26 protein-coding genes and 1 tRNA gene are annotated in these 25,042 nt (G+C 56.3%); 6 read left to right on the plus strand and 21 right to left on the minus strand.

What is annotated here, in order from left to right; translation table 11 throughout:
• Window positions 1–138: 138 nt before the first annotated feature.
• The 16 genes from OLX77_RS01765 to OLX77_RS01840 all read right to left on the minus strand — a co-directional run bounded on the left by OLX77_RS01765 (window position 139) and on the right by OLX77_RS01840 (window position 13,859).
• Window positions 139–1,560, minus strand: a complete 1,422-nt coding sequence (locus OLX77_RS01765) for an NADH-quinone oxidoreductase subunit N (RefSeq protein ID WP_307631866.1) — start codon at window positions 1,558–1,560, stop codon at window positions 139–141.
• A gap of 146 nt (window positions 1,561–1,706) precedes the next feature.
• Window positions 1,707–3,230, minus strand: coding sequence for an NADH-quinone oxidoreductase subunit M (locus OLX77_RS01770; protein ID WP_307631867.1), 1,524 nt, complete (start codon window positions 3,228–3,230; stop codon window positions 1,707–1,709).
• Between the two features lie 24 nt (window positions 3,231–3,254).
• Window positions 3,255–5,051 carry a Na(+)/H(+) antiporter subunit D gene (locus tag OLX77_RS01775; RefSeq protein WP_307631868.1) on the minus strand — a complete coding sequence of 599 codons (1,797 nt, stop codon included), beginning with the start codon at window positions 5,049–5,051 and terminating at the stop codon, window positions 3,255–3,257.
• Window positions 5,041–5,292, minus strand: coding sequence for a hypothetical protein (locus OLX77_RS01780; protein ID WP_307631869.1), 252 nt, complete (start codon window positions 5,290–5,292; stop codon window positions 5,041–5,043). The genes OLX77_RS01775 and OLX77_RS01780 overlap by 11 nt, the downstream gene beginning before the upstream one ends.
• Entirely contained in the window at window positions 5,289–6,794 is a 1,506-nt protein-coding gene (locus OLX77_RS01785) for a monovalent cation/H+ antiporter subunit D family protein (protein ID WP_307631870.1), read from the minus strand. Before OLX77_RS01785 ends, OLX77_RS01780 begins: the two co-directional genes overlap by 4 nt.
• Before the next feature lie 20 nt (window positions 6,795–6,814).
• Window positions 6,815–7,141 carry an NADH-quinone oxidoreductase subunit NuoK gene (gene nuoK, locus OLX77_RS01790; protein WP_307631871.1) on the minus strand — a complete coding sequence of 109 codons (327 nt, stop codon included), beginning with the start codon at window positions 7,139–7,141 and terminating at the stop codon, window positions 6,815–6,817.
• Window positions 7,141–7,665 carry an NADH-quinone oxidoreductase subunit J family protein gene (locus OLX77_RS01795; RefSeq protein WP_307631872.1) on the minus strand — a complete coding sequence of 175 codons (525 nt, stop codon included), beginning with the start codon at window positions 7,663–7,665 and terminating at the stop codon, window positions 7,141–7,143. Before OLX77_RS01795 ends, nuoK begins: the two co-directional genes overlap by 1 nt.
• On the minus strand, window positions 7,665–8,105 hold the full coding sequence (locus OLX77_RS01800) for a NuoI/complex I 23 kDa subunit family protein (protein ID WP_307631873.1): 441 nt from the start codon (window positions 8,103–8,105) through the stop codon (window positions 7,665–7,667). Before OLX77_RS01800 ends, OLX77_RS01795 begins: the two co-directional genes overlap by 1 nt.
• Before the next feature lie 2 nt (window positions 8,106–8,107).
• On the minus strand, window positions 8,108–9,100 hold the full coding sequence (gene nuoH, locus OLX77_RS01805; protein WP_307631874.1) for an NADH-quinone oxidoreductase subunit NuoH: 993 nt from the start codon (window positions 9,098–9,100) through the stop codon (window positions 8,108–8,110).
• Between the two features lie 11 nt (window positions 9,101–9,111).
• Window positions 9,112–10,230 carry an NADH-quinone oxidoreductase subunit D gene (locus OLX77_RS01810; RefSeq protein WP_307631875.1) on the minus strand — a complete coding sequence of 373 codons (1,119 nt, stop codon included), beginning with the start codon at window positions 10,228–10,230 and terminating at the stop codon, window positions 9,112–9,114.
• Window positions 10,227–10,796, minus strand: a complete 570-nt coding sequence (locus OLX77_RS01815) for an NADH-quinone oxidoreductase subunit C (protein WP_307634055.1) — start codon at window positions 10,794–10,796, stop codon at window positions 10,227–10,229. The genes OLX77_RS01810 and OLX77_RS01815 overlap by 4 nt, the downstream gene beginning before the upstream one ends.
• Before the next feature lie 2 nt (window positions 10,797–10,798).
• A complete protein-coding gene (locus OLX77_RS01820; protein WP_307631876.1) occupies window positions 10,799–11,296 on the minus strand; it encodes an NADH-quinone oxidoreductase subunit B in 498 nt (165 codons plus the stop codon).
• On the minus strand, window positions 11,266–11,688 hold the full coding sequence (locus OLX77_RS01825; protein WP_307631877.1) for an NADH-quinone oxidoreductase subunit A: 423 nt from the start codon (window positions 11,686–11,688) through the stop codon (window positions 11,266–11,268). Before OLX77_RS01825 ends, OLX77_RS01820 begins: the two co-directional genes overlap by 31 nt.
• Window positions 11,689–11,989: 301 nt before the next feature.
• Window positions 11,990–13,456 (minus strand): UDP-N-acetylmuramate--L-alanine ligase, encoded by a 1,467-nt coding sequence (locus tag OLX77_RS01830; protein WP_307631878.1) that lies wholly within the window; start codon window positions 13,454–13,456, stop codon window positions 11,990–11,992.
• A gap of 2 nt (window positions 13,457–13,458) precedes the next feature.
• A complete protein-coding gene (locus OLX77_RS01835) occupies window positions 13,459–13,638 on the minus strand; it encodes a hypothetical protein (RefSeq protein ID WP_307631879.1) in 180 nt (59 codons plus the stop codon).
• 145 nt (window positions 13,639–13,783) lie between these two features.
• Window positions 13,784–13,859: transfer RNA gene (locus OLX77_RS01840), tRNA-Ala, on the minus strand.
• Window positions 13,860–14,079: 220 nt separating this feature from the next.
• Here OLX77_RS01840 and OLX77_RS01845 point away from each other — a divergent pair.
• The 6 genes from OLX77_RS01845 (at window position 14,080) to rodA (ending at window position 19,770) form a co-directional block, all read left to right on the plus strand.
• On the plus strand, window positions 14,080–15,117 hold the full coding sequence (locus OLX77_RS01845; protein ID WP_307631880.1) for a rod shape-determining protein: 1,038 nt from the start codon (window positions 14,080–14,082) through the stop codon (window positions 15,115–15,117).
• Window positions 15,118–15,235: 118 nt separating this feature from the next.
• Window positions 15,236–16,069 (plus strand): rod shape-determining protein MreC, encoded by an 834-nt coding sequence (gene mreC / locus OLX77_RS01850; protein WP_307631881.1) that lies wholly within the window; start codon window positions 15,236–15,238, stop codon window positions 16,067–16,069.
• Window positions 16,069–16,206, plus strand: coding sequence for a hypothetical protein (locus OLX77_RS01855; RefSeq protein WP_307631882.1), 138 nt, complete (start codon window positions 16,069–16,071; stop codon window positions 16,204–16,206). Before mreC ends, OLX77_RS01855 begins: the two co-directional genes overlap by 1 nt.
• Window positions 16,197–16,733: a rod shape-determining protein MreD gene (gene mreD / locus OLX77_RS01860; RefSeq protein ID WP_307631883.1), complete on the plus strand. Its 537-nt coding sequence runs from the start codon at window positions 16,197–16,199 to the stop codon at window positions 16,731–16,733. Before OLX77_RS01855 ends, mreD begins: the two co-directional genes overlap by 10 nt.
• 20 nt (window positions 16,734–16,753) lie before the next feature.
• Window positions 16,754–18,658 carry a penicillin-binding protein 2 gene (gene mrdA / locus OLX77_RS01865; RefSeq protein ID WP_307631884.1) on the plus strand — a complete coding sequence of 635 codons (1,905 nt, stop codon included), beginning with the start codon at window positions 16,754–16,756 and terminating at the stop codon, window positions 18,656–18,658.
• The gene (rodA, locus tag OLX77_RS01870) at window positions 18,658–19,770 is read left to right on the plus strand and encodes a rod shape-determining protein RodA (RefSeq protein ID WP_307631885.1); all 1,113 of its coding nucleotides are present in this window, start codon (window positions 18,658–18,660) and stop codon (window positions 19,768–19,770) included. The genes mrdA and rodA overlap by 1 nt, the downstream gene beginning before the upstream one ends.
• Window positions 19,771–19,800: 30 nt before the next feature.
• On the opposite strand, the gene hemH is transcribed toward rodA, so the two are convergent.
• The 5 genes from hemH to OLX77_RS01895 form a co-directional block, all read right to left on the minus strand.
• A complete protein-coding gene (gene hemH, locus OLX77_RS01875) occupies window positions 19,801–20,769 on the minus strand; it encodes a ferrochelatase (RefSeq protein ID WP_307631886.1) in 969 nt (322 codons plus the stop codon).
• Window positions 20,766–21,338 (minus strand): HD domain-containing protein, encoded by a 573-nt coding sequence (locus OLX77_RS01880; protein WP_307631887.1) that lies wholly within the window; start codon window positions 21,336–21,338, stop codon window positions 20,766–20,768. Before OLX77_RS01880 ends, hemH begins: the two co-directional genes overlap by 4 nt.
• A gap of 4 nt (window positions 21,339–21,342) precedes the next feature.
• Window positions 21,343–22,380: a uroporphyrinogen decarboxylase gene (gene hemE, locus OLX77_RS01885; RefSeq protein WP_307631888.1), complete on the minus strand. Its 1,038-nt coding sequence runs from the start codon at window positions 22,378–22,380 to the stop codon at window positions 21,343–21,345.
• 103 nt (window positions 22,381–22,483) lie between these two features.
• Window positions 22,484–23,566, minus strand: a complete 1,083-nt coding sequence (locus OLX77_RS01890) for a radical SAM/SPASM domain-containing protein (protein WP_307631889.1) — start codon at window positions 23,564–23,566, stop codon at window positions 22,484–22,486.
• Between the two features lie 85 nt (window positions 23,567–23,651).
• On the minus strand, window positions 23,652–24,971 hold the full coding sequence (locus OLX77_RS01895) for a PhoH family protein (RefSeq protein WP_307631890.1): 1,320 nt from the start codon (window positions 24,969–24,971) through the stop codon (window positions 23,652–23,654).
• Window positions 24,972–25,042: the final 71 nt, after the last annotated feature.

The following is a 25,042-nucleotide window of genomic DNA, read 5'->3' on the forward strand; positions in this document are numbered from 1 at the left end:
GGACGACAGGCCGATGGCCTGGGATTATGACCCGTTACAAAATAAGCGCACCCGGGTGACAAACAGCGCCGCAACTTACTTGATACGGAACGTCCAGTCGTTTACCCGGGTGAGACTCCACTTATTACAAGCAACGAATTAAAGGATGGCGCGCACAGCGTCCGTGGCCAGCAAGAGAAGCTGGTCGGGCAGGAGCCCCATGGCGATAATAATCATCACCAGGGCAACGCTTACTGCCTTGGTCACCCCACCGACAACCACGGCGGGTCGATCTTCCGGGCTGGCTGAATAGGTTACCCGCACGACGGAGAGATAATAATAGATGGAGATGGCGGTATTGATCGCCGCCAGGATGACCAAAGGAAGATGACCGGCCTTGTAAGCCCCGGTCAACAACATGAATTTACCCATGAAACCGACAAAGGGGGGGATGCCGGCCATGGCAAACATGCTGACCGCCAGCGTCAGAGCAAGTAAGGGCGAGCGCTTGTGCAACCCGCTCAAATCATCGACCGCAAGATTTTCGCCGTGCTCGGAGACCTTGCAGATAACCAGAAAACCGGCCAGGTTCATCACCAGATACCCGACGATATAATAGAGCGAGGTGGCGTAGCCAACCTCCTGCATGGTAACAAGGCCCAGCAAAACATAGCCGGCGTGGGCTATGCCCGAGAAACCAAGCATCCTTTTGATGTCGGTTTGAACCAGAGCGACAAGGTTGCCATAAAACATCGAACAGACCGAAAGAACGATGAGCAGCGTAACGATGGCGTGCCCCTCGGGGGTGGCGAGGGCGGTGAGGCGGATGAGCATGGCCACGGCGGCAACCTTGGGAACCGAAGCAATAAAGGCGGTTGTTTCGTTGGAAGCGCCCTGATAGACATCCGGAACCCACGAATGGAAAGGGAATACCGCAAGCTTAAAAAAGAAGCCGCCCAGGACCATGACGATGGCAATAAGCGCTGCGGGGTTGCCCATCATCTGATGCAGCCTTGGCAGCAGTTCAACAAGATAGGTGGTGCCGGTGAGACCGAAGAGATAGCTCATGCCAAAAAGCATGATCCCGGTGGCGACCACCCCAAACAAGATGTATTTGATCGCCGACTCCATCTGCATCCGCAAACCGGTACGGTCATCACGCATGGGCACCAGGAGGTAAAGGGAATAGGAAGAGAGTTCGAGGGCAATAAACATGGTGAGCAGCTCGACACAGCTCACCAGCATGACGAGCCCGAGGGTGCTCAGGGTCAAAAAGAGGTAATATTCCGGGCGAACTTCATCGTCGATCCCCTTCAACTCCGTACTGAAGAGGAGAACAACCGAAAATCCCATGGAAATGACAAGCTTGATAAGCTGGGAGAAGAAATCGATCCGGTAGGCCTCAAAAAACAGAAAGCCCTCCTGGCGCAGACAGGCAAAACAGACAAGCACATTGACCAGGGCCAGACCCAGGGTCAGGGAACGGGCCTTTTTGCCGCCAACCTTGCCGGTACTGACCAGGAAAAGGATCAGACTCCCCAACAGAAGAACTAACTCTGGAGCAAACAGCATGAGCTTCATTTTGTATCCTTTGCGTAAGCCGTTGTTCAAAAATAACTACAACGTTTAAATGCCGCGACCGGCATAAAGAGCGGTAACGAAATGGTCGCTGTATTGGTTATTTCGTAACCGCTCCTAAGTTCCTTAAAAACCTTCAGAAAGTTCCGTTACGGAATCATCAGCTTCGCGACAGAAACAGCACCGTCCGGAGAAAACCCTACCTGCTCGATAAGGTGGGAGACGCTCGCGTGCATCACCCCGAGGAAGGGCTCGGGAGACAAGCCAATCCAGAAAACAAAGAAAAGCAAGGGCGCCAAGGTCACCATTTCCCGAATATTCAAATCGGATAAGGCGGAATGATCCGGATTCACCGGCCTGCCCCACACCACCCGCTGGAGCATGCGGAACATGTATGCCGCTGCCAGCACCGCGCCGGGAATGGCGCAGGCTGCAACAATCTTATTGTTGGCAAACCCCCCGACCAGGATCAAGAATTCCCCTACAAAACTGTTGGTGCCGGGGAAGGCGAGAGAAGAAAGCGAGAAAAAGGCGAGAAAGGTGACATAGATCGGCATGTATTTGCCCACCCCGGCCGCCTTATCCAATTCCCGGCTATGGGTACGCTCGTAGATCATCCCCACGCAGAAGAAGAGCGCGCCGGTAGTAATACCATGATTGATCATCTGCAGGAGAGCACCCTCGATGCCCTGCTGGTTCAGGACAAAAATACCAAGGGTGACAAAGCCCATATGCCCGACGCTGGAATAGGCAATCAGTTTTTTCATATCCTGTTGCGCCAGAGCGGTGAAGCCACCGTAGAGGATGCCAATCACCGAGAGCCAGAGGATATAGGGGATGAACATAATGGTTGCTTCCGGGGTTATGGGCAGGCAAAACCGTAAAAAACCATAGGTTCCCATCTTCAGCAAAACCGAAGCCAGAATGACGCTGCCGGCGGTGGGTGCCTCGACATGCGCGGCAGGCAACCAAGTGTGGAAGGGAAACATCGGCACCTTGATGGCAAAAGCGAGAAAAAATGCCAGAAAAACCACAACCTGAAAGGTGGTGGAATAATCCTGCCCCATGAGGGTTGGGATACTGAAGGTTCCCTGGTCAAGATACAAGCCGATGATGGCAACAAGGAGCAGGACCGAGCCTGCCAGGGTGTAGAGAAAAAACTTGGTCGAGGCATACACCTTGCGGGGACCGCCCCAGACCGCAATCAACAAGTACATGGGAATGAGCATCGCTTCCCACAGCAGGTAGAACAAAATAAAATCAAGGGCCATGAATACGCCGAGCATGGAGGTTTCCATGAGGAGCAGACAGATCATGAATTCCTTGACCCGTTTGTCGATGTATTTCCAGGAGCCGAGGACGCAGAGCGGCATGAGCAGGGTGGTCATCAAAACCAGCAGCAGGGAGATGCCATCAAGACCCAGGGTATAGTTGATATCCAGGGCAGAGATCCAGGAGGCGTGTTCGCCAAACTGGTACTGCGCCGTGGTCACATCAAAATTCCAATAGAGGGGCAAGGAGACCAGCGCCGTAACCACGGTCACCAACATCGTCCAGTTCTTGGCTGCTGTATCCCCGGGAATACATAATAAAATCAGAGCGCCGGCCAATGGCAGAAAGATCAGGGCGCTCAGAATGGGAAACCCCATTGCATTCATTATCAAAAAGTCCATTCCCACTATCCTCAGTAATAAAAATTAGGCAAATACGTATAAAACGAGCGCAACAGCAACAAGGGATACCGCATAAAAAATGTTGTACTGCAGCTGGCCGCTCTGCACCCGCCGGACCAGACCGCCGACCCCGCGCACAGTTCTCGCCAAACCGTCAACCACGCCGTCAATGGCGTGCCAATCGAACCAAGACCAGAAACTTGCCATGGTCATGAGCGGAATCAGACCGACATAACGGTAGGCTTCACTGACACAGTTGTCCGCCCACTGGATCGGGCGCTTAGCCAGCCAGAGAAAACCACGCCCACCCATGCGGTAGAACCAGTCCAGATCGATGCTGATCTTTGGCTCCGGGGCAAGCTTCTTAATGAGCAGGAAGAAGCCCAGCGCGGTAAACAAGAGGATCTGTAAGGTTTCAGAAAGATGGTAGGCGGTATAGGGGTGATACGCCGCCGCAGCCTGCTGATAGGGCAGCATGTTATAAAGATAGGGGGTATAGCTGCCGATCAGGATACAGAGGAAGGCGGCAATACCCATACCCAGCTGCATGTTCCATGGCGGATCAGCGGCCTTGTCCCAGGTTTCCTTGCTGCAATTGTTTTTGCCGAACCAGATAAAGTAAGGCACCTTGAGACCGGTGTGGAGAAAGGTCCCGGCCGAGGCCATGGTCAGGAAAAATCCTGCCCAGTAGTTATGGACCTCAAAGCCCGCAGAGACGATCATCGCCTTGCTGACAAAACCGGAAAAAAGCGGGAAGGCGGAGATGGAAAGCCCCCCGATCATGGTAAAGACAAAGGTCATGGGCATTTTCTTGTAGAGGCCGCCCAGATCACTGAACTTGCTCTTGCCGGTCATATGCAGCACGGAGCCGCATCCCATAAACAACAACCCCTTATAGAGGATATGGGCAAAGGCATGGGCACAGGTACCGTTGATGGCCAGCTCGGTGCCGATACCGACACCGGCCACCATGTAGCCGACCTGACTGATGATGTGGTAGGCAAGCAGACGACGGGCATCGTTTTCAAGCACCGCATACACTACCCCATACAGGGCCATACACACCCCAAGAGGCACCAGGATTTCCATCCCGGCAAAGGCGCGGGCCAGGGCGTAGATCGCCGTTTTCGTGGTGAAGGCACACATGAACACGGCGCCGGTTACGGTTGCTTCTCCGTAAGCGTCGGGCAACCAGGCATGGAACGGCGGCACCGCGGCGTTCAGGAGAAAACCTACCATAATCAGGTAGGTGGAGATACTCGGGCTGCCGACCCCGATAGGGCCGAAGGAGAGATCACCGCCGGTGGCCTGGTAGCGAAGAATCAGACCGGCCAACAGGGCAAGGCCGCCGGCAGTATGCACCAGCAAATACCTGTAGCCGACCGCCTGGGATTCGGGCCGTCTGCGGAACCAGACCAGAAAGACCGAGGCAAAGGCCATCAACTCCCAGAAGAGAAAGAGCACCAGATAATCGGCACAGAAGATAACCCCCAGCGAACCGGCGACATAGAGCCAGGCTGCGACATGCTGAAAATCATCCTCCACATGCAGCCCGAAGATGGTGCCGATGATGCACATCAGGGTCATGATGTAGGCAAAGACCATACTCAGACCATCGACCCGACCGAAGGTGAGGTACCAGTCGAGGAAACGAACCACCCCAAAGGTGCCGTGCTGCCCCTGCATGGACAATACATCCAGAAAGGCAAGGGTCGGGACAATAATCAGATAAGGACGTTTCAGCCATTTTGGCAAAAACGGCAGAATAAAAGCGCCAACAATAAGGATCAGAGATGGATGCAGCCAGAAATCAGTTATCATAGTAATCCTCACGGGTCATGATTCCCAGATGACCATACCACTTGGAGACAATTATGATCACCACACAAGCTACAAAGCCAAAGGCTGCCCAAAATCCGGGGATATGCTCAACCGCGGTATGGGCATGTTCCTTGGAGACAAAAAAGATGTCCCAAGCCACCACAAGCGCCAGCCCGACATAGGACAGGCGGATGACCAGCGGCAGCCGGTCACGCAGAAAATCAATCAGTTTTACTATCATCCCGTCACCGCCTTGACAAAGTTCATCATAAAATCAGGGTAGATGCCGATGACCACCGAGATAATCGCGGCAATCATGATCGGCACCACCATGGCCAGAGGCGCCTCCTTGATCCCTTCATAGGCTTCACCCTCCGGGCGTTTGCCAAAGAAGGCCCGATAGGTCACAGGCGCAAAATAGGCCACGTTCAGCAAGGTGCTGGCCAGCAGCACCAGCAAAATACCGATATAATGGGACTCCATTTCCATGGTCCCAACCAAAAGCTTCCATTTGGTGACAAAGCCTGCAACCGGCGGGGCCCCGATCATGCTGAGCGAGGCGATGGCAAAGGCACCAAAGGTGAAGGGCATGGACCGACCAAGGCCACTCATCTCGGAGATGGACTTCTTATGCGTAGCCACATAGATGGCGCCGGCACAAAAGAAGAGGGTAATCTTGGCAAAGGCATGGTTGGCGATATGAACCAGCCCGCCCTGGATACCGCTGGGGGTAAGCAAGGCCACGCCAAGGATGATGTAGGAGAGCTGACTCACCGTCGAATAGGCAAGCCGCGCCTTGAGGTTATCCTTGGACAGGGCAATGATCGAGGCCACCAGAATGGTGAAGGAGACAAAATAGGCGGTGGGGATGCCAAGATTGAGGCCATGCATCAGATCGGTGCCGAAAATATAGAGCATGACCCGGGTCGTGCAGAAGACGCCGACCTTAACAACGGCCACGGCATGGAGCAGAGCGGAAACCGGGGTCGGGGCCACCATGGCGCCGGGGAGCCAGTTGTGAAACGGCATGATGCCGTTCTTGGCAAAACCCAGAATGCAGAAGACATAGAGCATGGTCACCAAAGCACCATGGGCATCAACCGTGCCCCCGGAAAAGATGCCGGTCCTGATATTATCGGCGAAATCAAGGGTGCCGGTAAGTACATAGATAAGGATCATGGCCGGCAGCACCAAGCCCTTGGCCGTGGTGGTCAGGTAGACAATATACTTCTTGGCCCCCTCGTAGCCCTCCTCATCCTGATGATGAGCAACCAAGGGATAGGTGCAGATGCTGACGATCTCATAGAAAAGATAGAGGGTGAAAAGGTTGTCGGAAAAGGCCACCCCGATGGCGCCGAACAGGGCCAGAGCAAAACAGGCGTTGAAACGGGTCTGGGCATGCTCCTTGAGCCCCCGCATATAGCCAAGGGAATAAAACACCGCCAGCATCCAGAGAAAGGAGGCGACCACGGCGAAGATCATGGAAAAGGCGTCAACCCTCAGGGTGACGGAGACGCCCGGCAGGATCCTGAACAACTGATAGACAATGGTTTTGCCTTCGCCCAAAGGCGCCGGGGCAACGGTGGTGATCATCGAGGCGATGATGCCAAACATCGTCACCGCCGCGATAAAGGACCACGACTCCCTGATATTGGGCTTTTTCCCGGACATCATCACGAGAACGGACCCGGCCAGAGCCGTCAGTATGGCGAGCAGCGGTTTTACGGAAACAATTGTATCCATGACCCTTATTCCTTTCCTCTCTAACCTTTCAGATCCATGACATCTTCGGTGTCGATGGATTTGTAGTTCCGATAGACGGCGATGATTATGCTCAGAGCAATGGCTGCTTCCGCAGCGGCAATGGCCATGATGAACAGGGTAAAGACCTGGCCCACCGTGGGATCGGGCGCCAAAAAGCGATTAAAGGCCATGAAGTTGAGGGACGCACCGCTTAAGATAAGTTCCGCGGAGATCAACATGCCGATGAAGGTCTGGCGCTGCACCAGGCCGTAACAGCCAATACCGAAGAGCAGGGCTCCGATCACCAAGTAGGTGTGCAGGCTGTTGCTCAACACTAAGATATTCATTATTTATCCCTCCCGGTCCGGGCCAGCACCAGCGAGCCAACCACCGCCACCAGCAAGACCACGGAAATCAATTCAAAACTCATGCTGTAGGTGGTGAGCAGCGACTGGCCAAGATCCTCAACCGTGCCGCGATTTACCAGACAAGGTGCCGGAATCCATTCTGTTTTTAAGGCCAACGCCGCCAGGCCAAAGACCAAAATGCCGCTGGTCAAAAAAGCCAGGGGGCCGACCAGCCCATTACGACTGGTGACCTGCTTGAGTTCGGAAGACTCGGCCAGCATCACGGCAAAGATGATGGTGACGCAGATGGCACCCACATAGATGAGAATCTGCATCAGGGCTACAAAGGGGCTGTTCAGATAGTAGTAGAGACCGGCCACCCCGAGAAAACAGAGGGCCAAGCCTGCCACGCTGCGGATCAGGCTGCGGGCGGAGGTGGCAATCAAAGCTCCGGCCAGAGTGACACCAATAAAAGCGAGAAATAAAAGGCCGGACAGGCCTTCAACCGAGAACAAGGAGATCATCAGTTCTTTGCCTCCAAACGTTTTTTGAGATCAAAGATGTACGCTTCCTTTCTGACGCCTGCGAGGTTGTAGTCTTTGGAAAAGGTGATTGCCTTGGGCGTACAGCTTTCCACACAGAGCCCGCACAGGCTGCATTTGGTAAAATCAAGCGTATACTCGGTGAGCACCTTCCCCTTCACCCCTTCCCGCTTTTCGCCATTCACGGTGATGCAGTTCGAAGGGCACGCTTTCTGGCACATGCCGCAGACGATGCACTTAGTCTCGCCGGTTTCCTCGTCCTTCACCAGTTCTATATGGCCCCTAAACCGCGGGGTCATGGGCAAGGTTTCGTAAGGATACTGGACCGTCACCACCGGCTGGAAAAAATACCGAATGGTAATGCCCAGGCCGACAAACAGGCTCCAGGTCCCGCTGATAATCTCTCTCAGATAGTCGATCATGGTTAAAACACCTTCAACATGGCACTGGTAAGAATCAGGTTAACAAAGGAGATCGGGATCAAAATCTTCCAGGAAAGATTGAGCAACCCGTAAAAGGTTGTCCTGGGATAGGTCCAACGAATCCAGATAACGGTAAAAATCAGAAAATACATCTTGATCAGGAACCAGTGTACCCCGGGAAAAAGCCCAAAGGGACAATCCCATCCCCCCAGGAAAAGGATGGTGGCCATACTGGCGCCGATGACGATATTGGCATACTCGCCCATGAAAAAGACACCGAAGCCCATGCCGGAATACTCGGTAAACGCACCGGCAACGAGTTCGCTCTCCGCCTCGGCCATGTCGAAGGGAGCCCGGTTGGTCTCCGCCAGCATACAAACGAAGAAGATCAGGAAGGCCACCGGCATCAGCGGGCTGGCCGAAAGATTGAGGATGTTCCAATGCCAGAAACCGCCCTGCTGCAAGGCAACAATCTTGCTGAGGTTCATGGTGCCGCTGATCATCACCAGGGTCACCACCGTGACCAGCATGGGAATCTCGTAGGCCACGTTCTGGGAAACGACGCGGGCCGCGGAGATAACCGCATATTTGTTGCGCGACCCCCAGGCACCGAGAAGAAGCCCGAGGACGTTCACCGAGGCAAAGGCAAAGATGGCGAGGAGGCCGATGTCCAGATTCCTTGCCACCAGCGTTTCGCTGAAGGGTATGGTGACAAAACTCATGATCGCGGGGACCATGACCAGAATCGGGGCGATCTTAAAGAGAACGGGATCAACCCCGGCCGGCACAATGAGCTGCTTGGTCATCAGCTTTATGCCGTCGACCAGAGGCTGGAGCAAGCCGAAGGGCCCAACTTCTTTGGGCCCGATCCGCCGCTGGATATGCGCGGCTTCCTTCCGTTCCAGCCAGACCAGATAAGCGGCGTTCAGGGCGGCGAAGGCGATCACGCCGATCAGGAATGCCAGCAGCCTTATTATTTCAGGATCCACATACATAACGAAGCTCCTTACCTGTCTATCTCGGGGATGACCAAATCCAGGCTTCCCATCAGGGCGAGGGCGTCAGGCAACAACATGCCCTGACAGGCCTCGCCAAAAAGACTCAAATTGGAAAAGGTCGGGGCACGGAGCTTCAGGCGGTACGGAGTGTTGCTCCCGTCGCTGACCACCCGGACACCAAACGAACCGCGCGCTGTTTCCACGGCATGGTAATAATCGCCCTTAGGAGGCTTGATGATCTTGGGAACCTTTTCCGCCATGACCGGGCCATCCGGCAGTTTATCAAGGGCCTGTTCAACAATGCGCAGACTCTGCTCGATCTCGTCCATCCGCACCATATAACGGGCCATGGAATCGCATTGCTCGTATACCGGCACCTCAAAGTCAAACTCCGGATACACGGAATACGGCTCATGCTTGCGCACATCAAAGTTGATCCCGGAACCGCGGCACACCGGGCCGGTTGCCCCGTACTTCCGACACATCTCAGCGGAAATCGGGCCGATCTCCTTGAGTCGTGTCATCAGGATGATGTTCTTGGTGACCAGATTATGGTACATGGGCATCCGATCCCGCAGCCGCTTGATAAAGGCGCGGGTCCCGGCGACAAAATTCTCATCGATGTCGTTGTACACCCCGCCGAAACGGAAATAACAATAGGTGAGGCGTGAACCGGTCACCGATTCCAACAGGTCAAGGATATGCTCTCTATCATCAAAGGCATAAAGCAGCGGGGAAAATCCGCCCAAATCCAGAATAAAGGCGCCGAACCAAAGGAGATGACTGGAAACCCTGTTCAACTCGGCGGTGATCACCCGCAGGTATTCAGCCCGCTCCGGCACCGCAATACCCGCAGCCCGCTCCACCACGGAGACATAGCCATGGTTGTAAGCCAGGGCATGCAGATAGTCCATCCGCCCGGTGTTGGGCAGAAACTGGGCCCAGGTCCGGTTCTCCCCCATCTTCTCGTGCATCCGGTGAATGTAGCCCAGCACCGGTTCCGCCTCGACGATGTACTCCCCGTCCATGGTCAGCTTGACGCGCAGAACACCATGGGTGGCAGGATGTTGCGGGCCAAGGTTTAAGACAAATGTTTCATTGGCTTCACTTTTGGCAAAGGCGCTCATGGGCGAAAATCCTTCAGCAGGGGATGATAATCAGCATCTTCCGGCAGCAGCAACGGGACGAGATAGGGGTGGCCGACAAAATTGATCCCGAAGAAATCATGGGTTTCCCGCTCGTGCCAATTGGCCCCGGGATAAATCTGCGAAATGGAGGGAACCTCCGGCGCGCTCCGTACCATTCTGGTGCGAATGGTAACCCGGCACAGCGCATCGTAATGATTGAAATCGTACACCGCCTCCAAGACGTCCTCGGGAAGCTCGCCCTGCTCAACAGGCTCGGCAACAGGCGGCTCTTCTCCCGCCGCCGCTGCGGCCTCTGCCTTGACCTTGGCCTCGGCCGCAGCTTTTGCCTCCGCCTCTTTGCGCAGGGCAGCCTGTTCACCCAACCAATCTACGCCGGTGACGGCCTCGATGAAAAATCCTTCTGCGTCCAGGACCGAGACTGCGGCGATTAGCTGCTCCGGAAGCACTTGCACATCCAGGGCAAAGCCTTTACCGGCGTAATCGCTTTCGCTGACCGCCTCAGCGCCGATGACGACAAGTTTCTGTTTGATCGCGGCACGATTCATGTTCAACCCACCTCCACTCTTGGCCATCTGCGGGAGCCCGTCACTTTTTCCTCAAGCTCGAGAATCCCTTCGATCAACGCTTCAGGCCGCGGGGGACATCCGGGGATAAACACATCCACCGGAAACAATTTGTCCGCGCCCTCGACAATGCCGTACTGGCCTTCAAAAACAAAAGGGCCGCCGGAAATGGCACAATTGCCCATGGCGATAACCCACTTCGGTTCCGGCATCTGGTCGTACAGGGTTTCCACCGCCGGGGCCATCTTCTTGCTGATGGTGCCGGCAACGATCATCACGTCACACTGGCGGGGGGAGGGACGGAACACCTCGGCGCCGAACCGGGCCAAATCAAAGCGGGAGGCGCCGGTGGCCATCATCTCAATGGCGCAACAGGCAAGGCCGAAGGTCATGGGCCAGAGAGAATTGGCCCTTCCCAAGGCAAGCAGTTTGTCTAGCTGGGCAAACTGAACTATCGCGGGTTGTATATTTTGCGTTCCCACTTGAACACTCCCTTTTTCCAAGCATAGATGATTATCAAGGACAGGATGCCGACAAAGATCAGAATCTCGACAAAGGCCCGGAGGTCGCCGATATTGAACCCCGCCTGCCCTGCCCTGTTATAGACAAGCGCCACCGGAAACAAAAAGAGGATGTCCACGGCAAAGGCCACAAACATCAGGGCATAGAGATAATAGACAATGCCAAAACGGATCCAGGCGTCGCCAATGGGCTCCATGCCGCATTCGATGAGTTGCTTTGTTTTTCCCTGGGTGTTTCTGGTGGTTCTGGGGGCAAGAAGGAGGGCGATAATGAACGGACCCACCGCAAAACCCAGGCCACCCAGAAAAAAGGCCGCCACATAAAGAATATCAAGAGTTGCCTGCTGTTCCACGACTGTAAGCTCCTTTGGTTGAAGCGCATTATGCGAATAGCTTCCGACCTAAATAGCCCTATCAAAAATCGATGTCAAGCAAATACTGAATGAGTATTCAGAAAAAGCATTGCGCATGAAAACAGGGCAAAAAAACCACGTTTTCCACATTGTTTCAAGAGGTTAAAAGGAGAGTGTCGCGCAGAAATTTCGTCTGGGCCAGCATGGGCAGAGACTTGGAAATCAGCACAAATTCAAACTGTTAGCCAAGGTACAAATACCGTGGCGACAAATACCTAGCCAGGGCATTTTTTTTGTTTTTTTATTGCGCGGTGACAACAGTCCGAGCCAGCAACTCGAGAAGCCGCTGATGGATATTATCAAACCCGCCATTGGACATGATGGCCACCACATCGCCCTCGCGAAGGGTGGAATCAAGATGGGAAAGAAGTGCTTCGGTGGTGGAAAAATAGCCGGCAGCAAGGCCGCGGCTCGCCAAATCGTCAACCAACTGAAGGGAGGAAAACCGTTCCCCCTCCGGAATATTGACAAGGGGGGCAGGCTCGCGCACCAGGACCTCTGCCGCGGCATCAAAGGCAGAGGCGTAGGCCTCCTGAAACACCTTCCGCCGGCTGGAGTTGGTGCGGGGCTCAAAAACAGCCACCAACCGGCGCCCAGCATAGGCAGCGCCCAAAGCGCCCAAGGTTTCCCGGACCGCGGTCGGATGATGGGCAAAATCGTCGATCACCGTCACCCCGCGCGCCACGCCGCGAACCTCCTGGCGCCGCCGGACCCCTTGAAATTTTCGTAACCCTTGGGCGACATCCTCCCGGGCAAAACCCAGGATATCGAGAACCGCGATAACGGCCAGAGCATTTAAGGCATTATGCTGACCGGGCAGCACATTTTCGAACGCACCGAAGGAGGCGCCATTTTTGCGCACCTGAAACGAGGTCGCAGAAGGACGGACATCCAGGTCTGTCACCTGCCACTCGCAACCCTCGGTGCAGCCATAGCCGACCACCGTACACTTGGCCCCCAGACAAACCTCGCGGACAACCGGGTCGTCCCAGCATGCCACCAGAAACCCATCAGGGGGCATGCTGGCGACAAGCTTGGCAAAGGAAACCTTGATCGCGGCAAGGTCGGCATAGATATCAGCGTGGTCAAACTCGATACTGGTCAGAATGGCAATATGGGGCCGATAATGCAAAAATTTCGGGCCCTTGTCAAAAAAGGCCGTGTCGTACTCATCGCCTTCGGCGACAAAATATTTTCCTTCCACCACATTGAAATTCCGGCCAAAGGCCTGCACCAGGCCACCGATCATAAAACTCGGTTCCGCCCCGATCTCACGCAGCAGGCTGGCCAGGAGAGAAGAAGTCGTGGTCTTGCCATGGGTTCCGGTCACGACCAGAGAGGTCTTGTCGCGGATAAAAAAATGGCTCAGGGCTTGGGGAAAAGAAACATAGGGGATGGCGCGCTCGGCCAGGGCCAAGGCTTCCGGATTTTCCCTCCGGATGACATTGCCGACCACCACCAGATCGGGGCGCGGCTCAAGATTGTCGGGAGAATAGCCGGACTGCACGGCAATATTCTGCCCGGCCAGAAAATCACTCATGGGGGGATAGACCTGCTGATCCGAACCGGTCACGGTGTAGCCCGCGCTTTTCAGCATACCGGCCAAGGCCCCCACCCCGGTGCCGCAGATGCCCATGAGATGGATGTGCCTGATCGTTTCAGGAAAACGGTTCAAAGCCGGCTCAAGGACCGCCGCGGATTCCGGCACGGTCAGGACCTGACGGTATCCCGCACCGACTGATAAATGGCGCGGAACATTTCGTCAAAATTGGACGGGGCAAGCCGACCCACCTCGATGAACTTTATCACGATCTCTTTGGAGACCTTGAGAATGGCATCCTCGGAAACCGGTTTCAGGGCAGGCTCTGGCGTTTTAACTGAATGACTCATGGAATTCTCGAGAAAGAAACACTAGGAGAAAACAAGAAAAAAACCTCTGCCAGACACGAAGAAGGCCAATTCTTAAAGTTGGCAGAGGCTGACCTGTTGAGAAAAACCGGTTAAGCCCTCCCCAAAGGTGCTTTTAGATAAAGAATGGTGGAGCTACGCGGGATCGAACCGCGGACCTCTTGCATGCCATGCAAGCGCTCTCCCAGCTGAGCTACAGCCCCACATTGTCCTAGGAAGTGCCGGGCAACGACTATCCGCCTGACACGCTGCTTCAAATACCATCCCGCAGCATGGCATGTCAAGCGTTTTCTCCACGAAAAGAGCTGCCATTTTTCTTGCCAAGGCATAACGAGTCTGTTACAGTCTGAAAGATTTTTATCTATACTCATAACTCTCTGTAAATTAAAGGCATTCTAAATAAAACGTAGAGGTAACCGCATTATGTTCTCACCCTTTGACTCGCTGTTCGGATGGCTCTCCAACGATCTGGCCATTGACTTGGGAACTGCTAACACCCTGGTTTTCGTAAAAGGCAAAGGTATTGTTCTCCGGGAACCCTCGGTGGTTGCCATTCGCAAGGATGCGCGCACCAACAAGGTTCTGGCCGTGGGTAAAGAGGCGAAAATGATGCTGGGCCGCACCCCGGGCAATATCATTGCGGTGCGCCCGATCAAGGACGGCGTCATCGCCGATTTTGAAGTTACCGAGGCAATGCTGCGCTACTTCATAAATAAGGTGCACAATCGCCGCACCCTGGTGCATCCCCGCATCATCATCAGCGTTCCCTCCGGGATCACCCAGGTTGAAAAGAGAGCGGTCAAAGAATCCGCCGAATCGGCAGGGGCCCGCGAGGTCTATCTTATTGAAGAACCGATGGCCGCTGCCATCGGCGCAGGATTGCCCATCACCGAGCCCACCGCCAACATGGTTGTCGATATCGGCGGCGGCACCACCGAGGTTGCGGTGATTTCCCTGGCAGGCATCGTCTATGCCAGCTCCCTGCGGGTGGCCGGCGACAAAATGGATGACGCCATTCTCCATTACATCAAACGCAAACATAACCTGGCCATCGGCGAGCACACTGCCGAAGTCATCAAAACAACGATTGGCGACGTCATGCCCGAACCTCCCTATGACACCATGGAGGTCAAAGGCCGCGACCTTGTTTCCGGCGTACCGAAAACCCTGACCATCACCTCGGAAGAAATCCGCACCGCGATCACCGAACAGGTGGACGCCATCATCGAGGCAGTCAAGATGGCCCTTGAGCTTACCCCGCCGGAACTTTCCGCGGACATCGTCGACCAGGGCATCGTGCTCACCGGCGGCGGCGCTTTGCTCCGTAATCTCGACAAGCGGCTCAGCGAGGAAACCGGCCTGCCCATCATCATCGCGGAAGACCCTCTCTCCTCGGTGGTGCTTGGCTCGGGCAAGGCCCTGGAAAATATCGATATCCTCAAAGAGGTCATGACCACCTAAGGCAGCGCGGTCAGGCTGACAGAGTGCTCATTATAGGCAACAAAATCCCCAGGCGCACCTTTCCTCTCTTTACCTTTCAGAGAAACATGGCGACATACAACTATTTTCAGAGTCTGTGATGAGGAAAAAAAACAAACGCGCCAGGCAGATCAGACTCTTTCTTTTTTTCGGCCTTCTCCTCGCCCTGTTCATTATCCTGATTGTCTCCACGGTGGGACGCCAGGAATTTAATGCTCCCCACAAATTAGCCCTTGAGGTCATCGGCACGGCGCAGTATGCCATGACCCGGATGACCGGCAGCTTCAAAAATGGCTGGCAGAACTATACCGCCCTGATCAACGTCCGGGAAGAAAACGCCCGGCTGCGGGAAGAGCTGCAAAAACACAAAGCGGTCAACAATGAATACCGGGAAGCCGTGGCAACCAATGTCCGGCTGGCAAAACTGCTTGAGATGAAGGAAACCCTCCCGGCACCCACCCTTACCGCGGAAATCATCGGGGTGGACCCTTCCCAGTGGTTCAAAACCATCATCATTGACCGGGGCAGCAGCGATGGAGTCCAGGCAGGCATGCCCGCCGTAACGGTGGAAGGCGTGGTCGGTCAGGTCACCAACACCTCGCCCCATTTTGCCAAGATTCTTCTGGCAACCGACCCGAACAGCGCCCTTGACGGACTGGTCCAGGAAACCAGGGTGCAGGGGATTGTCAAAGGTGGCGGCGCCGGATTCCACATGGAATATGTGCTCAAAAACGCCGAGGTGAGCAAAGGCGACAGGATTGTCACCTCCGGGATCGGAGGGGTTTTCCCAAAAGGGGTGCCGATCGGCACGGTCGCCAAAGCAGAAAAAGCAGGGCGGGGCATGTTCCAGGAAATCGAGATCGAACCTGCGGCGGATTTCTCGCAACTTGAGTATTTGATCATTGTCATGAAAAAGGATCCGCTGGCAAAATAATGGCGCACATTTACCAGAAAAATCCCTCCTCCCTTCAGGGCACCGCCCTTTCCCCTGAAGATTCGGCCATGCCCCAGGCGGTGCGCCAACCCTTGCCGCCGACAATCTCAACCCAGATCCTATCCCAATGGTTCTAAGTTTTCTTTTTCTCTCAGGAACTATCCTTCTCATCCTGCAGACCACCCTGCTTCATGCCCTACCCGAGTGGTTTGGCCGACCTAACCTTTTGTTTTTGTTTATTGTTTTTCTTGGCACCTACCTCGATCTCTATAAAGGGGCGATGCTGGCCTTGCTGTTCGGCCTGATTATGGATATCTTCTCCGGGGTCTTTCTTGGCCTGCACCCCGTGATCTACCTTATTCTCTTCTTTATTCTCCAACTCATTTCCAGGCACCTGGCCATCAATGAGTCGATTCACCAAATCCCGCTCGTTGCCCTGAGCTACCTGTTTACCGCCAGCAGCATCTTTGTTTTCACCTCAATCCTGTCGCCGGAGAGCAGACTGTACTGGGCCTGGGGCAATGAAATCCTCCAAGTCCTGATCCTCTCGGTAATCTGTATCCCTTTTTTCAATTTTTTCCTTTGGCTCACCACAGCTTTTGACAGCAAGAACGCGAACAATCCCTTTCGCCGCTCCAAAACAGGCAACCGCTACCGGATGTAGCAAGGATCTCCTTTAAAAACATGCCGCCACGTCCCCTTGCCAAAATAAACAAGATCGATCCCGCCGAGCTCAAGATGCTCAAAAAGCGGATCGATATTGCCATGGTCCTGATCATACTCTCCGCCGCCCTCCTGATCACCAGACTCTGGTATCTTCAGATCTATCGGGGCGATGAATACGCAAAACTTTCCGAGATGAACCGCATCCGCATCCAGGATATTGCCGCTCCGCGCGGCAATATCCTGGACCGCACCGGTCAGCCGATCATCACCAACCGCCCTCGCTTCAATGTGGTCTGGAGCCGGGAAGACGCACCGAACCCCGATGAGGTCATTAAAGATCTCGCCAGGATCCTCCACGAAGATATCTCCGTACTCCTGGACAGAATCCGGGCCGCCACGGAAAATCCCCGCTACATGCCCACCAGGCTAAAGGAAGATATCGACTGGGAAACCCTGGCCGCCATCGAGAACAAACACCTATCCCTGCCCGGGGTCCGCATCGAGGTTATTCCCTCCCGGGACTACCTCTACGGTGATTTTGCCTCCCATCTGGTTGGCTATCTTGCCGAGATCAGCCCGCGCGAACTGACGGAAAAACGCTACGCCAGTTACCAAAGCGGCGATCAGGTCGGCAAACAGGGAGTGGAAAAGATCTTTGAAAAGTATCTCAAGGGCGAAAAAGGCCGCAACTATCTGGAAGTTGACGTCCATGGCTTTGAACAGCGCCAGATGCAGCTGCAGGAACCTTTCCCAGGCAACGACCTGCACCTGACCCTCGATATCGAGCTGCAGCGGGTCGCGGAAGAAGCGATGGACGGCAGGGCCGGCGCCGTGGTGGTCATGGATGTGAACACCGGCAACCTGCTCGCCATGTGCAGCTCCCCGCCGCTCCATCTCCAGGAATTTGTCGGCGGCATCTCGCAAACCGCCTGGAACAGGCTGCTCGATGACCCGCTCAACCCGTTGCTCGACAAAACCATTCAGGGACAATATCCGCCAGGTTCCGTCTTTAAGATCGTTACCGCCCTGGCAGCCATCTCCGAGGGGATCATCACCCCGGACGCCACCTATTTCTGCGGCGGCTCCCTGAATTTCGGCAACCGGCGCTACGGCTGCTGGAAGAAAGGCGGCCACGGGACGGTGGATTTCCAGCGGGCCCTGATCGAATCATGCGACGTCTATTTTTATTCGGTGGGCATGCGGCTGGGGGTGGACAAAATCGCCAAGTACGCCACCAGCCTGGGACTTGGCAAGAAGACCGGGATAGAACTCGAACATGAAAAAGGCGGGATCATTCCTTCCATGGAGTGGAAACAACAACGCTACAAGGAAAAATGGCAGGACGGGGAAACCCTCTCCGTCGCCATCGGCCAGGGCTATGTGCTGACCACCCCCCTGCAGCTCTGCCGCATGACGGCGGCGGTGGTAAACGGCGGCACCCTCTACCGACCCCAGCTGGTCCAGAGCATCACCGCGCCTGACGGAAGAACCCTGAAAACCTTTACCCCGATCAGCGAAGGCAAGATTCTCGGTTCCGCACACTCGCTGGCGCTCATCAAGGAAGCCTTGGTCGGGGTGGTCAATTCACCGGGCGGCACCGCCAAGGCGGTGAAGCTCCCCGATGTCCTCATCGGCGGCAAGACCGGCACCGCCCAGGTGGTCCGTCTCGCCCAGGTTGAAGGCATGAGCGAGAAAGCCATCCCCTACAAATACCGGGACCATGCCTGGTTCACCTCCTTCGCCCCCGCGGAAAAACCGGAGATTGCCGTGACCGTCCTGGTTGAGCATGGCCAGCACGGCGGTTCCGCGGCTGGCCCTATCGCCAGGGCGGTCTACAAGCGCTATTTCGAGCTCAAAAACGGCACACCGGGGGACGCAGTCGAGACACCACCATCCCTTACCAAGGATGAAAAGGAAGAATAATGTTACGCTTTGACCGCCGCCTGTTTCTGAATATCGACTGGGTCCTGATTGGAGCCGTACTTGTTGTCGCCTTCATCGGCCTGGCCAACCTTTACAGTTCAACCCATCTCTACACCAATGTGGGCACCCCGCTCTATCTGAAGGAACTCACCTACTACCTTTTCAGCGCGGCCATCCTCCTCCTCATCGTCAGTATCGACTACCGGGTGTTGCTCACCCTGAATTACCCCTTGTATGTGGCGATGATTCTCCTCCTGGTCTTCGCCCTGGTTTTCGGTAAAACCATTGGCGGCGCCCAGCGCTGGATCAATCTCGGATTTTTCCGATTGCAGCCGTCGGAACCGGCCAAGCTCATCCTGGTCATTACCCTGGCAAGCTACTATTACCGCAAAGAAACAGGCAAGGGCTTCACCCTGCTCGACCTGGCAGTGCCTGCCCTGCTGACCGGCCTGCCCTTCCTGCTCATTGCCAAACAGCCCGACCTCGGCACCGGCCTGTTGCTGGGGTTTGTCTTTATCTCCATGACCCTCTTTGTCAAACTCCGCTGGACCACCCTGGCCACTCTCTTATGCGGGGGGCTTTCCGCCATCCCCATTGCCTGGAAGTTCTTCCTGAAACCCTACCAGCGCCAGCGGGTTACCACCTTTCTCAATCCGGAAAACGACCCCCTGGGCACGGGCTATCACATCATCCAGTCAAAAATTGCGGTGGGCAGCGGCTTGATCTTCGGCAAGGGATTTATGAAGGGTACCCAGGGCCAGCTCGATTTTCTCCCGGAACGGCACACCGACTTCGCCTTTTCGGTCTGGGCCGAGGAGTGGGGGTTTATGGGCTCTGTGGTTCTGGTGGTCTGCTATTTTTTCATGATCCTCTGGGGGCTGAACATCGCCATCTCGGCCAGGGATAAATTCGGAGTGCTGCTTGCCTTTGGGGTGGTTTCGCTTATCTTCTGGCAGGCCTTCATCAACCTGGCCATGGTCATGGGCCTCTTGCCCGTTGTCGGGGTGCCCCTGCCCCTGATCAGCTACGGCGGTTCTTCGCTGCTCACCAACCTGGCAGGGCTTGGGCTTTTGATGAATATTCGGATGCGCCGCTATATGGGGTCCAGCTGAGCGCCGGGGTCCCCGAGCCATCTTCTCATTTTAGAGCCAGCCCTGTTGCCGACAGCAATCAGCAACCAACACCCCCAGCCCGCGGATGAATGCGGGATTGATGTTCAGGGAATCGGTCCGTTCCAGCCGCAGCCCCAACGAGGCAGCCAGCTCCCGATACTGGATGTCGATCTCATACAGGGTTTCCACGTGGTCGGAAACAAAGCTGATCGGGACCATCAGGACATTCTTTCCCCCTGCCTTGGCCAAGCGCGCCAGCATCTCCGGGGTCGAAGGGGCAAGCCACTCCACCGGCCCGCTGCGGCTCTGAAAACACAATTCCCCGCCCACCCCGCTGATTGTTTCCACCGCCTGAATGGTCCGCTTGATCTGCTCCAGGTAAGGATCGCCCTCCCGAATAAAGGAAACCGGCAGGCTGTGCGCGCTGTAGACCAGCTGCGCCGGTGCCCCGGCAAACCGTGCCAGCCCCTCTTTAATGCTCTGCGCCAGGCACCCGACATAGTCCCGCTGCTCCGGCCATTCCCGAATCTCCGCCAACTCGAAATCATGCCCTGCGGCAGCAATCGCCTCCCGGAGCGCATCGAGGGACGAGCCGGTGGTGGCCCGGGAATAATGGGGGTAGAGGGTCAGGGCGACAATCCGGCGCACCCCGGCCCGAGCAAATTCCGCTAAGGCCTTCTCCGCGTCGGGCTGCCAGTAGCGCATGGCCATGCGCACCGTAAAATTACCTTCCGCACCCAGCACTGCCTCCAAAGCCCTGCCCTGCTCCCCGGTGATCCGGGCCAAGGGCGAGCCGCCGCCGATCAAGCGGTAGGCCTCGCAACTCTTCGGCGCCCTACTGGCCGCGATCCTGCGGGCAATGAATTTCTGCAAAAAAGGAAAGGGGGAAAGGCGGATGATGGTGCGGTCGGAGAAGAGATTGCGCAGAAACGGCTCGACATCGGCCAGGGTTTCCGGCCCGCCGAGATTGAGGAGGATGACGCCGATGGGTTTGTTCATGCACCGAACCCCTCCAAGCGAAAGAGATCCCGGTCTAATTGCGTCCCCAGCTCCTCCGGGGGAAAATCAAGCTCCGCGAACAGCCGCTCTTCAATGGCATGGGCCTGGGCAAAGTTTTGCCGGATTCTGGTATGGAGCATCTCGTCCCCGTTGCCGTAACGGTGGAGGATATAGTCAAGCCGGGCCTCAAGCCCCACCACCTGATCGTGGAGTACCCGCTTGTCCGCGTAATAGACGACCTCTTTTTCCGAACAGCGCTCCGGCATCCCCCCCTTCAGGATGACATGCTCGGCCACGATTTCTGCCAGCTCATCCAAGCTATGCTTGAGGCAGATCTCCCTGCCCAACTCATCATGGCGCAACTCCGTCTCCAGGGTGGCGGTCTTGGCAATATCATGCAGCAGAGCGGAGCTGACGATGAGCTCCAGGGACAGGGTGTGCCCGGAGCGGGCCAACCCCTGGCCGATGCGTGCCGCCACCCGCCCGACCATCAGGGAGTGGGCCCGGATATTGGGCAGCATCGCATACTGCTCCATCAGCGCGAAACATTGGGCAATGGAGGGAATCATTTGCTCAGCCTTTTTTGCTCAACCGATGCACCGCTTCAACGAAAAATTTCGCCTGCTCCGGCGGAATCTCCGGGACGATGCCGTGACCGAGGTTGAAGATATGGCCCCGGGCGCCCTTGGCCTGATCGAGGATATCCTGGATCAGTCGCTCCATCTTGGCCGGCGGCAGCAGCAGGGCGATGGGATCCATGTTGCCCTGGAGCGAGACCCTCTGCCCCACCACCTTCACCGCCTCGTCCAGCGGCAGCCGCCAGTCAAGGCCCAGCACGTCGGCGCCGCTCTCCAGAGACTGAGAGAGCAAGGTCGCGCCGTTGTTGGCGAAGTAGATAATGGGCACCGTCACCTCAGCCGCTTTCAGGGCCGCAATGATCCGTTTCACGTACGGGATAGCAAACTCGGCAAAATCGCGGGGCGCCAGCACCCCAGCCCAGGAATCGAAGATCTGCAAAGCCTGGGCTCCGGCCGCGGCCTGGGCCTTGAGATACTCGATGGTGCAGTCGGTGATCTTGTTCAAGAGCTCCGCATAGAGCACGGGATCGGTGTACATCATCTTCTTGGTGAGAAAATAATTCTTGGAAGAGCCGCCCTCAATGAGATAGGTTGCCAGGGTGAAAGGCGCCCCGGAAAAACCGATGAGCGGCACCCGCCCGGCCAGCTCCCGGCGCAGGATGCGGATGGTCTCCATGACGTAGCCCAGCTCCGCCTCCGGGTCGGGCACGTGCAGCTTCTCCAGCCCGGCCCGGTCCCGGATCGGCTCAAGAAACACCGGCCCCCGCTTCTCATGGAACTCCAGGGGAGCCCCCATCTTCTCGAGCGGCACCAGGATGTCGGAGAAAAGGATGGCCGCATCGACCCCCAGGATATCCACAGGCTGGATGGTCACCTCCGCCGCGGCCTCCGGGGTCTTGCACAACTCCAGAAAGGTATACTTGCTGCGGACCGTGTGGTACTCGGGCAGATAACGGCCCGCCTGACGCATGAGCCATACAGGAGTGTACTCGGTCTTTTCCCCGCGACAGGCCTTCAAAAACGTCTCGTTCATGTTTCCTCCAGTTAGGAATGCAGAATGAAAAATGTAGAATGAAAAATGCCCCCCGCTACAAGGAAGAAACACCCACTCAGGCGCTCATGGCGCCCCTTCACTCTTAACTTTTCACTCTTAACTTTTCATTTTTCATTTTTTTCGGGACGTAGGTGCAGTAGGGCTCCTCCGCCATGTAGTCGCCGCTCACGGCATAGGCCCTGGCCCGGCACCCCCCGCAGACGTTGACATACTCGCAGGAACCGCAGCGGCCCTTGTAGGCCTTGAAATTGCGCAGATCGTGGAACAGCTCCGAATGCTCCCAGATCTCCTTGAAGGATTTCTCCCGGATGTTGCCTGCGGCCAGGGGGAAATAGCTGCACGGCAGGACGTTGCCGTCCACATCGATCAGGGAGATCAACTGCCCGGCCAGACACCCCTTGGCGCCGCCGGTGGAAAACTGCAGGGTCCGCCGCTCGAAATCGTCGCCCTGCGCCTTGGCCTGCTGGAGCACGACCCGGTAGTAGTTCGGGGCGCAGGTGGGGCGGACCAGGATATCCTTTTCTCCCTTTTCCATCTCGTAATGCCAGACCAGGAGCTTCTCGTAATCCTCCGGGGCGATCAATTCGTCCATGATATCCTCGCCGCGACCGGTGGGTACGATCATGAACATGTACCAGGCCGTGGCCCCGAGCTCCTTGGCGAGATGGTAGATCTTGGGGATCTCCTCCTGGTTGCGCTTGGTGAAGGAGGAGTTGATCAAAAAGGAGATGCCGTTCTCCTTAAAGAGCTTGGCCGCGTTGATCGTGCCGGCAAAGGCGCCGGGCTGGTTGCGGAAATTATCATGCACTGCAGCGCTCGCCCCGTCCAGGCTCAGGGAAACCATGCGGATTCCGGCCGCTTTGATCTTGCCACAGATCTCCTGGGTCACCAGGGTGCCGTTGGTGGCCAGACACATGCGCAGCCCCAGGTCGGTGCCGTACTGGGCGATCTCAAAGACATCGGCCCGCAGCAGGGGTTCACCACCGGAAAGCACCACCACCGGCTTGCCGTAGGAGGCGATATCGTCCAGCACCCGCTTGGCCTCGGCCAGGGTGAAATCAGGGTGTCCTTTTGCCTCCAGCCCGGAGGAGGAGCGGCAATGCACACATTTGAGATTGCAGCGCCTGGTGATCTCCCAGGCTATCCATTTCGGTTCAAATTCCACGGGTACTCCTCAAAATGTTGCATAGTGCCCAATACACAGCACGTTGGCAGACTATAATCAAAGCCGACAAAAGAACAAGCCCGTATTAGAGAAAATCGGCGGCTACCCCGGCCAGCACGCTCCGCTCGCTTTTGAGCAGGGTGATGTGGCCGTGAATCTTCTGCTGCTTCAGCCGTTCCACCGCGTAGGCCAGGCCGTTGCTGCTGGTATCGAGATAGGGGTTGTCGATCTGGTACGGATCGCCGGTGAGCACCATCTTGGTCCCTTCTCCGGCCCGGCTGATGATGGTTTTCACCTCGTGGGGCGTCAGGTTCTGGGCCTCGTCCACGATGACAAACTGACGGGGAATGGAGCGGCCGCGGATATAGGTCAACGCCTCCAGCTCCACCACATGGGATTGCAGGAGCTTGTCCACCTTCTGCTTGGCCGATTCGTCGGTTTCGTGCTCCTTGCGCTTGGCGCCGTCGGCCATCAGATAGGTGAGATTGTCGAAGATCGGCTGCATCCAATGGGCCAGCTTCTCATCCTTGTCACCGGGCATGTAGCCCAGGTCCTTGCCCATGGGGATGATGGGCCGGGAGACGAGAATCCGATCGTAGCGCTTCAGGCTGAGCACGCACTCCAGGGCCGCAGCCAGGGCCAGCAGGGTTTTGCCGGTACCGGCCTGGCCCACCAGGGTCACCAACTGGATGGCCGGGTCCATCAGGAGCTCAAAGGCCATGCGCTGCTCCTTGCTGCGCGAGCGGATGTTCCAGACCGTTTCGTACTCCTCGTGCAGGGGGCCCAACATCTGCCCCTCCCGGGCGCGGGTCAGGGCGGTATGCTTTTCATCCTCCTCGTCCCGCAAAAGGACAAACTCGTTGGGCATCAGATCAAGCGCTTCGGTTGCGACCTGTTTCTTCTGGTAAAATTCGTCGATCACCAAGCCGGGCACCAGGATCTCCCGCTGCCCCCGGTACAGCTCGTCGATATTGACCTTCTGTTTCTCAAAATCCATCACCTCGATGCCCAGGGCGTCGGCCTTGATCCGGGCATTGATGTCCTTGGACACGAAGATGACCGTTTTTCCTTGCTTGAGCAGGGTGAAGGCCACGGCCAGGATCCGGTTGTCCGCCACATGCATGTCCAACCCCGTGTCGATACATTGGCCCTTTTCCATATAGATCTGCAGGGTGCCGCCGCCGTCCATGACCACCCCTTCACCGAGCCTGCCCTTCTGGCGCAAGGCATCGAGCTGGCGGATCACATATCTGGCATTGCGGCCCAGTTCGTCGTTATGGCTCTTGAACTTATCCAACTCCTCGATAACCGAGATGGGCAGAACCACGATATTGTCGGCAAAAGCGGTGAGGGAATCGGCATTGTGCAGGAGGACATTGGTATCGACCACAAAGTATTTTTTCAAGAGGGGCTCCTGAGTGCGAAAAGGCGGCGGCCAAAGACGCGGCAGTCGGCAGGGATTGTCTGCGGGCGGCG

The organism is Thiovibrio frasassiensis, from assembly GCF_029607905.1.
GTDB classification, from domain to species: Bacteria; Desulfobacterota; Desulfobulbia; order Desulfobulbales; family Desulfurivibrionaceae; genus Thiovibrio; species Thiovibrio frasassiensis.

Excerpts from the sequence above, each read along its gene's own strand:
- OLX77_RS01845 (WP_307631880.1), top strand. The coding sequence starts at position 14,080 with ATGTTCTCACCCTTTGACTCGCTGTTCGGATGGCTCTCCAACGATCTG.
- OLX77_RS01785 (WP_307631870.1), bottom strand. The coding sequence starts at position 6,794 with ATGGATACAATTGTTTCCGTAAAACCGCTGCTCGCCATACTGACGGCT.
- hemE (WP_307631888.1), bottom strand. The coding sequence starts at position 22,380 with ATGAACGAGACGTTTTTGAAGGCCTGTCGCGGGGAAAAGACCGAGTAC.
- hemH (WP_307631886.1), bottom strand. The coding sequence starts at position 20,769 with ATGAACAAACCCATCGGCGTCATCCTCCTCAATCTCGGCGGGCCGGAA.
- OLX77_RS01765 (WP_307631866.1), bottom strand. The coding sequence starts at position 1,560 with ATGAAGCTCATGCTGTTTGCTCCAGAGTTAGTTCTTCTGTTGGGGAGT.
- OLX77_RS01780 (WP_307631869.1), bottom strand. The coding sequence starts at position 5,292 with ATGATAGTAAAACTGATTGATTTTCTGCGTGACCGGCTGCCGCTGGTC.
- OLX77_RS01880 (WP_307631887.1), bottom strand. The coding sequence starts at position 21,338 with ATGATTCCCTCCATTGCCCAATGTTTCGCGCTGATGGAGCAGTATGCG.
- OLX77_RS01775 (WP_307631868.1), bottom strand. The coding sequence starts at position 5,051 with ATGATAACTGATTTCTGGCTGCATCCATCTCTGATCCTTATTGTTGGC.
- mreD (WP_307631883.1), top strand. The coding sequence starts at position 16,197 with ATGGTTCTAAGTTTTCTTTTTCTCTCAGGAACTATCCTTCTCATCCTG.
- OLX77_RS01835 (WP_307631879.1), bottom strand. The coding sequence starts at position 13,638 with ATGAGTCATTCAGTTAAAACGCCAGAGCCTGCCCTGAAACCGGTTTCC.
- rodA (WP_307631885.1), top strand. The coding sequence starts at position 18,658 with ATGTTACGCTTTGACCGCCGCCTGTTTCTGAATATCGACTGGGTCCTG.
- nuoK (WP_307631871.1), bottom strand. The coding sequence starts at position 7,141 with ATGAATATCTTAGTGTTGAGCAACAGCCTGCACACCTACTTGGTGATC.
- OLX77_RS01800 (WP_307631873.1), bottom strand. The coding sequence starts at position 8,105 with ATGATCGACTATCTGAGAGAGATTATCAGCGGGACCTGGAGCCTGTTT.
- OLX77_RS01815 (WP_307634055.1), bottom strand. The coding sequence starts at position 10,796 with ATGAATCGTGCCGCGATCAAACAGAAACTTGTCGTCATCGGCGCTGAG.
- mrdA (WP_307631884.1), top strand. The coding sequence starts at position 16,754 with ATGCCGCCACGTCCCCTTGCCAAAATAAACAAGATCGATCCCGCCGAG.
- OLX77_RS01795 (WP_307631872.1), bottom strand. The coding sequence starts at position 7,665 with ATGATCTCCTTGTTCTCGGTTGAAGGCCTGTCCGGCCTTTTATTTCTC.
- nuoH (WP_307631874.1), bottom strand. The coding sequence starts at position 9,100 with ATGTATGTGGATCCTGAAATAATAAGGCTGCTGGCATTCCTGATCGGC.
- OLX77_RS01855 (WP_307631882.1), top strand. The coding sequence starts at position 16,069 with ATGGCGCACATTTACCAGAAAAATCCCTCCTCCCTTCAGGGCACCGCC.
- OLX77_RS01810 (WP_307631875.1), bottom strand. The coding sequence starts at position 10,230 with ATGAGCGCCTTTGCCAAAAGTGAAGCCAATGAAACATTTGTCTTAAAC.
- OLX77_RS01770 (WP_307631867.1), bottom strand. The coding sequence starts at position 3,230 with ATGGACTTTTTGATAATGAATGCAATGGGGTTTCCCATTCTGAGCGCC.
- mreC (WP_307631881.1), top strand. The coding sequence starts at position 15,236 with ATGAGGAAAAAAAACAAACGCGCCAGGCAGATCAGACTCTTTCTTTTT.